This is a genomic window from Serratia sp. GW822-FHT06E05, from assembly GCF_058799445.1.
On sequence record NZ_JBXALM010000003.1, the window covers coordinates 1 to 11,981 of the forward strand.

11 protein-coding genes are annotated in these 11,981 nt (G+C 61.0%); 1 reads left to right on the forward strand and 10 read right to left on the reverse strand.

What is annotated here, in order from left to right:
• The coding region (locus tag AC1RKC_RS10010; protein WP_490650053.1) for a transketolase family protein at positions 1 to 1,214 on the reverse strand (1,214 nt) is incomplete at its 3' end.
• Positions 1,215 to 1,452: 238 nt separating this feature from the next.
• On the opposite strand from AC1RKC_RS10010, the gene loiP reads away from it, so the two are divergent.
• Positions 1,453 to 2,205 (forward strand): metalloprotease LoiP, encoded by a 753-nt coding sequence (loiP, locus tag AC1RKC_RS10015; RefSeq protein ID WP_020828534.1) that lies wholly within the window; start codon positions 1,453 to 1,455, stop codon positions 2,203 to 2,205.
• A 39-nt stretch (positions 2,206 to 2,244) separates the two neighbouring features.
• Here the strand turns inward: loiP and AC1RKC_RS10020 are convergent, their stop codons facing one another.
• Genes AC1RKC_RS10020 through AC1RKC_RS10060 form a run of 9 tightly spaced genes read right to left on the reverse strand, consistent with a single transcriptional unit; the run spans position 2,245 to position 11,838 of the window.
• Positions 2,245 to 3,885 (reverse strand): thiamine pyrophosphate-binding protein, encoded by a 1,641-nt coding sequence (locus AC1RKC_RS10020; protein ID WP_261136170.1) that lies wholly within the window; start codon positions 3,883 to 3,885, stop codon positions 2,245 to 2,247.
• Positions 3,886 to 3,937: 52 nt separating this feature from the next.
• Complete coding sequence (locus tag AC1RKC_RS10025; RefSeq protein WP_261136168.1) at positions 3,938 to 5,407, reverse strand: aldehyde dehydrogenase; 1,470 nt, start codon at positions 5,405 to 5,407, stop codon at positions 3,938 to 3,940.
• A 15-nt stretch (positions 5,408 to 5,422) separates the two neighbouring features.
• On the reverse strand, positions 5,423 to 6,217 hold the full coding sequence (locus AC1RKC_RS10030) for an aspartate dehydrogenase (RefSeq protein WP_115058061.1): 795 nt from the start codon (positions 6,215 to 6,217) through the stop codon (positions 5,423 to 5,425).
• A 17-nt stretch (positions 6,218 to 6,234) separates the two neighbouring features.
• A complete protein-coding gene (locus AC1RKC_RS10035; protein WP_020828538.1) occupies positions 6,235 to 7,029 on the reverse strand; it encodes an SDR family oxidoreductase in 795 nt (264 codons plus the stop codon).
• Complete coding sequence (locus tag AC1RKC_RS10040) at positions 7,026 to 7,844, reverse strand: alpha/beta fold hydrolase (protein ID WP_493092444.1); 819 nt, start codon at positions 7,842 to 7,844, stop codon at positions 7,026 to 7,028. The genes AC1RKC_RS10035 and AC1RKC_RS10040 overlap by 4 nt, the downstream gene beginning before the upstream one ends.
• A complete protein-coding gene (locus tag AC1RKC_RS10045) occupies positions 7,844 to 8,368 on the reverse strand; it encodes a cupin domain-containing protein (protein ID WP_020828540.1) in 525 nt (174 codons plus the stop codon). Before AC1RKC_RS10045 ends, AC1RKC_RS10040 begins: the two co-directional genes overlap by 1 nt.
• A gap of 33 nt (positions 8,369 to 8,401) precedes the next feature.
• On the reverse strand, positions 8,402 to 9,664 hold the full coding sequence (locus AC1RKC_RS10050; protein WP_046372673.1) for an MFS transporter: 1,263 nt from the start codon (positions 9,662 to 9,664) through the stop codon (positions 8,402 to 8,404).
• Between the two features lie 24 nt (positions 9,665 to 9,688).
• Positions 9,689 to 10,900: an NAD(P)/FAD-dependent oxidoreductase gene (locus AC1RKC_RS10055; protein ID WP_129941510.1), complete on the reverse strand. Its 1,212-nt coding sequence runs from the start codon at positions 10,898 to 10,900 to the stop codon at positions 9,689 to 9,691.
• Complete coding sequence (locus AC1RKC_RS10060) at positions 10,897 to 11,838, reverse strand: VOC family protein (RefSeq protein ID WP_115058058.1); 942 nt, start codon at positions 11,836 to 11,838, stop codon at positions 10,897 to 10,899. Before AC1RKC_RS10060 ends, AC1RKC_RS10055 begins: the two co-directional genes overlap by 4 nt.
• Between the last annotated feature and the right edge of the window lie 143 nt (positions 11,839 to 11,981).

Genomic DNA, 11,981 nt, shown 5'->3' on the forward strand with positions numbered 1-11,981 from the left:
ATGTAGTTACCCGCCGGGTCAACGTTCAGCGCTTTCGAGCCGGACCACATGGTCAGGTTGCTTGGCGCCAGGTCAGCGGAGCCGCCGAGGAACTCAGGCAGCACCTTGCCGAAGGCTTCCAGCGCGTTCTGCGAGGCCTTGCGGCTGGCGATGTTGGCCGGGTTGGCCTGCAGCTGCTCGACGAAGGCTTTGGCGTCGGCTTTCCAGTTGGCCGGCAGTTCGCCGTTCATGCGGCGTTTGAACTCGGCCGCCAGTTCCGGGAAGGCCTTGGCGTAGGCGGCGAACTTGTCGTTCCAGGCCGCTTCTTTCGCCTTGCCGGCTTCTTTGGCATCCCACTGGGCATAGATGTCCTGCGGGATTTCGAAGGCGGCGTATTTCCAGCCCAGGGCTTCGCGGGTGGCGGCCACTTCGGCGGCGCCCAGCGCAGCACCGTGCACGTCGTGGGTACCGGCCTTGTTCGGGGAGCCGAAGCCAATCACGGTTTTGCACATCAGCAGAGACGGCTTGTCGGTGACCTTGCGGGCTTCTTCAATCGCGGCCTTGATGGCATCCGGGTTGTGGCCGTCCACGTGACGCACCACGTGCCAGCCATAGGCTTCAAAGCGCTCGGCGGTGTTGTCGGTGAACCAGCCTTCCACGTGACCGTCGATGGAGATGCCGTTGTCATCGTAGAACGCGGTCAGTTTGCCGAGCTTGAGGGTACCGGCCAGGGAACAGACTTCGTGAGAGATGCCTTCCATCATGCAGCCGTCGCCCATAAAGGCGTAGGTGTGGTGGTCGACCACGTCATGGCCCGGGCGGTTGAACTGCGCGGCCAGGGTCCGTTCGGCAATGGCGAAGCCGACGGCGTTGGCGATGCCCTGGCCCAGTGGGCCGGTGGTGGTTTCCACACCAGGGGTGTAGCCGTATTCCGGGTGACCCGGGGTTTTGGAGTGCAGTTGGCGGAAGTTTTCCAGCTCGCTCATCGGCAGGTCGTAGCCGGTGAGGTGCAACAGGCTGTAAATCAGCATGGAGCCATGGCCGTTGGAGAGGACGAAGCGGTCACGGTCAGCCCAGTGCGGGTTGGTCGGGTTGTGGTTCAGGTAGTCACGCCACAGGACTTCGGCGATGTCCGCCATGCCCATAGGTGCACCCGGGTGGCCGGAATTTGCTTTTTGTACGGCGTCCATGCTGAGTGCACGGATGGCGTTGGCAAGCTCTTTACGAGAGGACATGTTTTACTCCAGGTCGGATTAAAAAATCAGTCAAGTTTTCTATTTTCTCAGACTCCGCATTAAAACGGCAATCCCTAATACCAAATGAGAGCGAGTTCACAACTTATTAGCACAATTGGTCGGTTTTTCGGAATAACACTATTTTCCCGATTGTCGGCGTACACTAGTCTCAAGCGGCAAGATTTCCCTAAACTAAAATGACACGACCCCCTTGTTACTCTCACAGGAAAATGGCTTTATGAAGATCCGTACCTCTTTGATTGCATTAAGCATTGCCACTTTGGTAAGCGGCTGTCAAAACCTGAACACCGATACCCTGATGCAGTCTGGCGCGCAGGCGTTCCAGGCCGCGACGCTGAGCAATAACGACGTAAAAATCCTGAGTGATAAATCCTGCGCAGAGATGGACAGCAAGGCACAAATCGCGCCGGCCGACAGTACCTATGCCAAACGCCTGAACAAAATCGCGGCGGCGCTGGGAGATAATATCAACGGCACGCCGGCCAACTATAAGGTCTACGTCACAAAAGACGTGAATGCCTGGGCAATGGCCAACGGCTGTATCCGCGTTTACAGCGGGCTGATGGACATGATGACCGACAATGAAGTGGAAGGCGTGCTGGGCCACGAAATGGGCCACGTGGCGCTGGGCCATACCCGCAAAGCAATGCAGGTCGCTTACGGCACCGTGGCATTGCGTACCGCAGCGGCCTCGACCGGCGGCATCATAGGGTCGCTGTCGCAGTCACAGTTGGCGGATATGGGCGAGAAGCTGGTTAACGCTCAGTTCTCCCAAAAACAGGAAAGCGAAGCCGATGACTATTCGTTCGATCTGCTGAAACAACGCGGCATCGACCCGAACGGCCTGGTCACCAGCTTTGAAAAACTGGCTAAAATGGAGGCCGGCCGTCAGAGCAGCATGTTTGACGATCACCCCGCTTCCGAAGCACGCGCACAGCATATTCGCGAGCGCATCGCAGCAGGCAAGTAAAACACAACGCCCGGCAGATGCCGGGCGTTTTTCATTTCATCAATACAATGTCTTTTGCGGTGGCCCGGCGAAGGTTAGCGGCCCGATGCTGTTCATATCCACTTCCACCACCGACGGCCCCGGATAATTAATCGCTTCCGCCAGCACCCCGTTGAACTGCGCCACGCTGTCCACTTTCCACGCCTTCAGCCCCATCGCCTCGGCAACCTGGGTAAATGCGGGAGTGTGCAGTTCGTTATAATACTGACGGCCGGCAAAATACTTGTCCTGAATGCCCCGCATCACGCCGTAGCCGCCGTCGTTCATGATCAGCAGGGTTATATTGGCCTGCTCCTGCGCCATGGTTGCCAGTTCGCCCAAGCCTAACGCCAGCCCCCCGTCCCCGACCAGCCCCACCACCTTGCGCTGTGGGTTGGCGATCGCCGTGCCAATCGCCATTGGCAGGCCCATGCCAATCGCCCCGGCCAGCGAGTGAATGTTGCAAAGCGGCGAAATGGCGCGGAACAAACGGCTGCCCCACACGCTGCCGGAAACGGTGATATCACGTACCAATAGACCGTCCTGCGGCAACGCAGCGGCGATGGCGTCGTTCAATTTTGCATACTCTCCCGACTGCTGGCGCAGCGCACTTTCCGCCTGCTGTATCGCCGTGGCTATCTCGGCATCCCACTCGGCATTCACTTTTTCACCCGGGCTCAAACGAGCAGCCAGCGCGTTAAGCAAGGCGCCGCAGTCACCGTTGATTTGCTCGTCGGCCAGATAGTTGCGGTTGGCCGCCGCCGGATCGATATCAATTTGAACCAGCGGGCGCGGCAGCGGCAACGTCCAGGTACGCGTCTCATTGCTGCGCAAGCGTGAACCGGCCACCAGCGTCAAATCGCACTGCGTCAGGATCGCCTCAATGCTCGGTGAGTTGTGGAACGCACGCAGGCTGCGCGGATGACTATCAGGCAGGATACCGCGCCCATGGGTGCTGGAGATCACCACCATGCCGGCATCCGCCAGTTTGCGTACCGCATCGGCGCAGGCCAGCGCACCGCCACCCAACCACAGCAATGGGCGTTTGGCCTGTTTCACCCGCTGATACAGGCGCTCAACCGCCTCGTCACTGGCCGCCGGCAACGGCGCAGGCGCCACGGGCTGGCTCAGCACCGAACTGGAAATCAGGCTACTTTGAATATCGATCGGGATCTCGACCGCCACCGGGCCACAAGGCACCGTCTGCGCATCGAGGATAGCCCGCTGGATCACGGCCACCGCCTGTTCCGCTGAGTTGACCCGATATGCGCGTTTGGAGCAGGCGCGCAGGAAACCCAGCTGATCGCGGGTCTCATGAATGAACCCGGCGTCGGCATCCAGATAGGCCTTCTCCACCTGGCCGGTAATGTGCAGCAACGGCGTGTTGGCATTCAGCGCTTCGATCATGGCACCGACCGCATTGCCGGCCCCCGCGCCCGTGCTGGTCAAGGCTACGCCCAGACCGGAGAAACGGCCGTGGGCATCGGCCATGGTGACCGCGCCCGCTTCGCCACGCGCCGGTACGAAACGGATGTTGCCACGTTGCCCTACCGCATCGGCAATCGGCAGATTATGAATCGAAATGATGCCGTACATCGCCGACACCTCGTACTGTTCCAGAGTCCGGGCTATCGCCTCGCCAACCGTTATTTTATCGCTCATCATCTGCCTTCTTATTGTGTTCGTTGTAGGGGGTACGCACCGTCGATCAAAGCTAATCGCTCCAGCGGTTCGCCTGATGGCTCAGCGCCAGGTAAAGGCTTTTCTGCTGCATATAGGCCTTGATGCCGTGCAGACCCTTTTCGCGGCCCAGACCGCTCTCTTTGAAACCGCCGAAAGGCGTAGAAATAGAGAATGTTTTGTAGGTGTTGATCCACACGGTGCCGGTTTCCAATTGTTCCGCCAGCGCCATCGCCCGCGGGAAATCCCGGCTCCAGATCCCGGCGGCCAACCCGTACACCGAATCGTTGGCTTGCTCGATCAACTGTTGTTCGTTATCGAACGGCAGTGCCACCAGTACCGGGCCAAAAATCTCTTCCTGGCAAGCGCGGGCACGGTTACTCAACCCTTCGATAATCGTTGGCAGGTAATAGCTGCCGCCGGCCATCAGCGGATCGGCCGGCGCTTCGCCGCCTATCACTACCCGGCCGCCTTCTTGCTGCGCCAGCGCCACATAATCCGCCACGCTTTGGCGATGCTTGTCGTTAATCAGCGGGCCGAGGTGCACGCCCGGCGTCAGCGGATTGCCGACCCGCAGCCCGGCCGCCAGCTCGCTCAGGCGCGCCAGCAGCGGCTGGTATAGCGAGCGGTGCACAAACAGCCGCGAGCCGGCAATGCAGGCCTGGCCGGCGGAGCTGAAAATGCCGTAGCAGATCCCGCGAGCCGCCTGTTCCAAATCGGCGTCCTCCAGCACGATGGTCGGCGACTTGCCGCCCAGCTCCAGCGAGGTGGGGATCAGCTTCTCGGCGGCGATATGCGCCAAATGGCGACCGGTATTGGTCCCCCCGGTAAAAGAAATCTTTTTCACTAACGGGTGACGCGCCAGCGCCTCGCCAATCACCGAGCCTTTGCCCGGCAGCACGCTAAGCAGTCCGGCGGGCAGGCCTGCCTGCTCAAACAGTTCCGCCAGTTTTAGCGCCATCAGCGGTGTCGCTTCGGCCGGTTTGAGGATCACCGCATTGCCCGCCGCCAGTGCGGGGGCCACCTTTTGCATCTCACTGGCGATCGGCGAGTTCCACGGCGTAATGGCCGCGATCACGCCCAGCGGCTGATACTGGCTCAACGTCATGATCTCCGCGCTGCGCTGGGTCGGCAGTTCGCCCTCCAGCACCTCGCAGGCAGCGGCAAAGTAGCGAGCCGTCGCCGCCGCGCTGGCCACCAGCCCACGGGTTTCCGCCAGGGGTTTGCCGTTGTCGCGGGTCTGCAGCTGCGCCAGCTCTTCCAGTTGCGCCATAATCAGGTTGCTGACGCGGTACAGAATGTTGGCTCGCTGATGCGGCACCAGCCCACGCCACTCGGGGGCCCGCCAGGCGCGTTCCGCCGCGGCTACCGCATCATTGACGTCTTCAATACTGGCGGCACGCAGCCGCGCATTCACGCTGCCGTCGGCCGGGAACTGCGAGGCCATTTCATCGCCACGCCCTTCACACCAACGCCCAGCCACAAAAATCTTTAACCTTTCCATACTCGCTCCTGCCGTTCAGGCAATAAAACCACCGTCGATCAGACGGCGGCAGGCTTGTACCGCGCTCAGCGCCGCCAGGGTTGATGTCTTGGGATTGCTTGCCAGCGGGTTGCCGCTCAGCTCAATATGAAACTCACCGAAATTGCCGCACACCTGCAGCCGGTGGGTATTGCGTCGGGTCGCGGGATCGACCAGCAACCGCACCCGGGTGGCGTCCATTCCCAGGCCGTTGAGCGCAATGGTCGCCGCCACATTGGCGTTCGCCGGGAATAACCGCGCCGCCTCCCGCGCCGAGCCTTCGAAAAACACCTGCGCCTCGCTTACCGCATCGAGATCAATCAATTGCTCTGCCATACTGCCGCGCCAGCTGGCCGGACTTTTACACGCCTGATAAGTGACGCTGTCCAGACCGCCCTCACGTGCCGACGCCAAGCCGTCCATGCCCGCCACCGCACCGGACAGCACGATCACCTGGCCCCGATGCTGCCGACAGGCTTGCTGCAAACGCTGCTGCAACGCGGCATCCGCTAATGCGCCGGTAGAGATCACCGCTAAAGGCCAACCGCGCGTGACCACCGCCTCACCGAACTCCGCCACCGCCTGCTGGCTGGCGCACTCCAGCACCAGATCCGGCTTTTCAGCACAGTGGTCGGGGTGGGTCAACGCCTGCACCTGGCCACCAAAGGCGTTGGCAATCGCCGCATGATGAGCCGCACGCGCGACAATCCAGCCAACGCTCACCCCGTCCGGCAGGCGGGACAGCACCTCTGTGGCCATTGCGCCGTAACCAATCATCATGATCTTCTTCATCTTTTCAGCCTCTGCGGTTAAAGATGGCGGTTAAAGCCGCCGGAGACGTCCAGCGCGGCCCCGGTGGTAAAGGACGCCAGAGGCGAAGCCAGGAACAGCAGCGCCCGTGCCGGCTCCTGCGGTTTCCCCAGGCGTTTCATCGGGATGCCGCGTCGTTCGGCAATCGCCGCCGTCCACTGCTCCCAGCTTTGATCTTTATCGCTGCGCTCGTCGAAGCGGCGGCGCCACTGGCCGGACTCCACCATGCCCAACAGGATCGAGTTGACGCGAATGCCCTTGTCCACCAGCTCTTTCGACAGCGTCAGCGTCATGTTGAGCAGTGCCGCACGCGCCGCCGAGGTAGCGATCATGTGTTCTTCCGGCTGCAAGGCCAGCAGCGAATTAACACAGGTGATGGAAGCGATATCCGAACGCTCCAACGCCGGCAAAAATGCCTGCACCGGGTTAATCACGCCGAACAGCTTTAGCTCCGCCTCATGCAGCCAGGCGGTGCGCGGCGTTTGATCAAAATGCGCGACGAACCCCTGGCCGGCGTTGTTGATCAACAAATCTACGCCGCCGAAACGTGCAGTCACCTGGGCGGCAAACTGCGTTACCTGCGACTCATCCAGCACGTCGCAGCACAGTGCCAGGATCTCCGCCTGCGGAAACTCATGGCGCAGGCTGGCTTCGGCACCGGCCAGTTTGTCCGGATTGCGGCCGCAAAATGCCACCTTCGCGCCTTCCGCCAGCAGCAGACGCAGGGTTTCGAAACCGATGCCCGACGAACCGCCGGTGACCACCGCGACCCGTTTCTCAAGCTGAAAATTCATGGTTGAATTGCTCCCGTAAAATCCTGCAGATAGCGGTTAAATTGCCCCGGCGCATCGAGATAGCTGGCATGCCCGGCCCCCTCAATCAGGCGCAGTGCCGCGTCCTGCTGTTTCGCCAGCACCGCCGCCGCTTCCGGTGGCGTGATCCGATCGCAGTCACCGCACCACACCTGCAACGGGCCGCGGTACTGCGCCAGATAGCGGCCGATATCGTCGTTGGCCAGCATCCAGGCGGCATTGAGAAAACCCTCGGGATCCAGCTGCTGCATGCCGTTGCGTACCCAGGCAATATCTTGAGGATCCGCAGCTTCACGCAGTAACGCCGCCGCCCGCTGCTCGCCGTAGCCCTGCGGCCCAAGCTGCTCAATCATCTGTTTTCTCTGGCTATAAACCTGTTGGCGTTTCTCCAGCGGTGCGTTGGCGTAGCCCTGCGCCGGATCCGCCAGCACCAGCCCACATAATCCGTCGGGATAACCGGCAGCATAGGCGCTACCGATCAAGGCACCGAGTGAGTGGCCGACGATCAGCGGTTGCTCCAACTGCAAGTGCGCCACCAGCGCCGCCAGCGCGGCGGCGTAGGCGGCGGCATCCGGCTCGCTGATCGTCAGCGGCAGGCTGCCGCCGTAGCCTGGGGCGTCCCAGGCCAGCAAGCGATGACCGTCGGCCAGCCCCGAGTCATTGAACTGCTTGATCCACGAAGCCGAACCGGAACTGATGCCATGCAGCAACACCACCGGGCGACCGTGACCCACCTCGCGCCAGCTCAGGGTAAACTCCCCGCAGCGCGCCTGCTGACGTTGCGCCAGGCCGTTCATCAGTTGCGTTTCACTTTGGATAACGGGTGATCCGCCGGGTAGGTCGGGGTTTCCGGTTTGGCGGTACCGAGCATCACGCACATCAACGCCTCTTCTTCGCCGTGGTTGAACAACCCACGGTAGACTCCGGCCGGCACCGAGATCAGATCGCGCTCTTTCAGCTTGGTTTCGTAATATTCGCTACCGTCCTGGATCATCAGCGTGATGCTGCCCTTCAGCATAAAGAACACCTCTTCCACGTCATCGTGCAGGTGCAACGGGCCCTCGCACTTCGAAGGCAGCACCATGGTGGAGAAGGTGAAGTTGCCTGCCGGAATGGTATTGGTGTCGCTGGCTACCCCGGTGGCGCCGGTACCGATGTAGCGCATCTGCGCACGGCGGTATTTCGGGTCGTAATCGGCCTGGAACTTCAACGCGTTCCAGTCATATTTACGGCCTTCAAAGCGGGCGATACGCGATTCCACCCAATGCTCAATCGATTGATCCTGCGGCTTGACGCCGGCTTGCTTCTCAACCTGGGACATGTTGTAACTCCTCTGTTGAATCAAACGGTTAAATCAATACTTCTTCAGCAACGGCAGCAGAATGATGCAGCCGATCAGGGCCATCACCACCAGGAACAGCAAGCCGTTATCCATGTTGCCGGTGGCGGCGATCAGCGCCCCCATCAGCACCGGTGCCAGCGCACCGGCAAAATTGCCCAATCCGTTAAAAATACCGCCGGCGGTGGCGCTGACCTTGCTGCTGGTGGCTTTCGCCAGCAGGGCAAAGATGTTTGGCGCACCGGCCCCCCACATAAAGGTGCTGAAAGCCATGGCGGCGATCACGCTGTAAGTGCCCTGCAACTGCAGCACCACGGCCAGCCCCAGCCCGGCGCCACACAGCGAGACAAAACAGGCCAGCGCGCGACGATCCAGTTTGTCCGACAGCCAGGCGCCGACCACTTCGCCCAGCAGCATGGCGATAAACGGCAGCGATGAGAGATAACCGGCGTGCTCCAGATGAATACCTTTGCCCTTGATCAGGTAGCTCGGTAGCCAGCCGTTCATGCCCCACAGGTAGGTCAGGAAGGCGATGTTAAACAGGCAGATCATCCAAAAATGCGGATTGCGCAGCAGCTCATGGCGATGCTGTTTACGTTCGGCAATAGCCGGTTTGGAAACGCTAGCCGCCGCGGGGCGTGACACGTTGAGATGACGCATGCCGAACAGCACCAGCAGCATCACCGGCAGCGTCAGGAACGCCATAAAGAAGAAGGTGGTCTGCCAGTCAAAGGTGTTAAGGATGTACAGCGTAACCGGGAAGCCGAGCGCGGCGCCCAATGGCGTACCCAGCAGCCACAACATGGTGGCGCGTGCCTGCAGGCGCTGCGGGAAGGCCTGGCGAATGATGGCGTAGGCCATTGGCAGCAGCGGACCTTCGGCAATGCCGAGCAAAATGCGCAGCGTCATCATGCTGTGATAAGAGCGCGTCATGCCCATCAGCACCATCAGTACGCCCCACACCACCATCATGCCAATCAGCACCTTGACCGGGTTCAAGCGGTCGCCAATTCCGCTCAGCAACATCGAAGAGATGCCGTAGGAGAACAAAAACGCGCTCATCAGCAACCCCAGCCGCGCCGGGTCAAAACTGATGCCCAGCGCCTGCTGGAATTCAGTATCGGAAAACAGCGCCGCGATGCTGATCTTGTCGAAAAACGCCAGCAGCACGCAGGCAAACAGCGCGATGGGCACCGACCAGCGCACTCGTTGCTGCGGATTTTCGGCAACAGCATCCCCCACCCGTTCAGCGCGGGCGTCAATCTCTTGCGTAGTCATGAAACGCTCCCGAGGTTACGGGCGTTATTTCAACGCCATCAAAGAAAACTCCGCATCCGCCAACTGCTGCGGTTCCAGCACGCGCCCACTGGCCAGCCAGCGTTTGCCCAGCTTGATGGTACGAGCGTCGTTAAACGCCACCATTTGCACCAACTGACGATCGGCATTTAACGTAAAGAACACCTGCGATTGCGGCGTACGCCGCACCACATGGTGCACGCCACCGGTCGGCACGCCGAGGATCTGGATATTGGCATCGTATTGATCCGACCACAGCCAGGCCACGTCATCGTAAGGGGCGGCAAAGGCGTCCAGCATCGCGCAAGCGGTGCTGATCGCCTGATTCTGCGCATAGGCCCAGGACTGCAGGCACAGGCCCAGCGTCGGGTGACGCGCCACGTCGCCGGCGGCGAAAATCGCCGGGTGGCTGGTGCGCCCCTGGCCGTCAACCACGATCCCCACGTCAATCTTCAGCCCGGCACTGCGCGCCAGTTCCAGATTCAACTCGACGCCGATCCCCACCACCACCAGGTCAAACGGCTGAGGATCGCTGACGCCGCTGCCGATCCAGGCGCTACCGTCACGATCTTCCAGCTGAATGTCACCGCAGCCGCAGTGCAGGGTCACGCCCTGCTGTTGATGCAATTCCAGTAGTGCTTGGGAGACATCCGCGCCGACACTGCGCATGCACAGCGCCGGCTGGCGTTCAAAGACCGTCACGTCAGCACCGAGGCGCCGCGCCGAAGCGGCAATCTCCAGCCCAATCCAGCCACCACCGACGATCGCCAGTCGACGGCATCCTTGCAGCGCCTGACGCAGCTTCGCCGCATCATCCCAGGAACGCAGCGTCATCACCCGAGGGTGACTGGCCCAACGGGCGTCCGGCAGGCGCGGCCGGCCACCGGTGGCAATCAGCAGTTGATCAAACTGCAGCTGCCGACCGTCGCTGAGGCTGACGATTTGTTTTTTTGCATCAATGGATTCGGCACGCAACGGCCGGCACCAGTTGAGATTCAACCCGGCGACCACCTGTTCGCTGAACAATCGGCTGAGCGGCGCTTCGCCGTCCAGCAACGCCGCCTTGGAAAGCGGCGGGCGTTCATAAAAGTCATAGGGTTCGTCGCTGATCACCGTCAGCCGGCCCGCATAGCCACGATCGCGCAGCGTTTTCGCCGCCCAACCGCCGGCCTGGCCACCGCCGATAATGACGATCCCCGCCGCTTCTGGCTGGCTCATAGCGCCTCCGGTTTTTTCTGCTGGCGGCGCGTATCGTGGTCGATCCCCCCTTCCACCGCCCACTCGGTGAACGACACCAGCGAGTGTTCCAGCTCGCGCGGCTGCCAGTTTTCAGTCAGATAGTCATCGTTGGTGTAGTACTCAAACGCGCCGCCAGTCGGGCTGTTGACGTACCAGAAATAGGCTGAGGAAATCGGATGGCGACCGGGGCCGATAAAGGTGCTCCACTTCTCTTTGTTCATGGCGATACCGCCGCCGATCACCTCGTGGATGTCGCGCACGGTAAAAGCTACGTGATTCAGGCCACGTGGACGATTCGGCAATTTCAGCAGGAACAGGTTGTGATGCCCGCCGCGCGCCTGAGTGCGCAGGAACACTGCCCGATCGATATAGCGATCCGAGACCTGGAAGCCCAGTACCTCACGGTAGAAACGTTCGGTGGCGGCCAGATCTTCGACGAAGAACACCACGTGGCCAATATTGATCGGCTGTGCCTGCGCATATACCGGGCTGGGCTGATCGATGCGGCGCACATCACCCCATTGGTTGATCGGCGATACCGGTAAATCGACTTCGCGCTGTTGGCTGACGCTAAAGCGCAGCGTCATACCGTTCGGATCGATACACTCCAGCTCTTCCCCCACCTGACGGAAGCCCGGCATCTGCGCCAACAGCGGCTGCAAAGCGGCCAATTCCGCCGGGCTGCCCACGCCCCAGGTCATGCGGCGCAGAGTCGAACCGCCCTCAAACGCCGCCGGCAAGGTCTCGCTCTGCAACGGATGCAGCACCACGCGCGCCCCACTCAGGGTGGTGAATTCACGTTGACGTTCGCCCCAGTGCTGTTGTGCCGCCTGCAGGCCGAAGTCCTGCATGAATTTTTCGCAGGTTGGCAGATCTTCGACGCCAAATTCCAGTTTTTCGATTCCGATTACGCTCATTGTTGTGCCTCACGTTCTCGCTGAATGCGGTTTTCAGGCATGACAAACCCCGGCCCCTGTTTGCCATGAGCCTTATCCCTGCCTGATTCATTGGTAGGGGACGAATACAGTCGCCCCGATTAATGCGAACGCAGCTTGCAGCA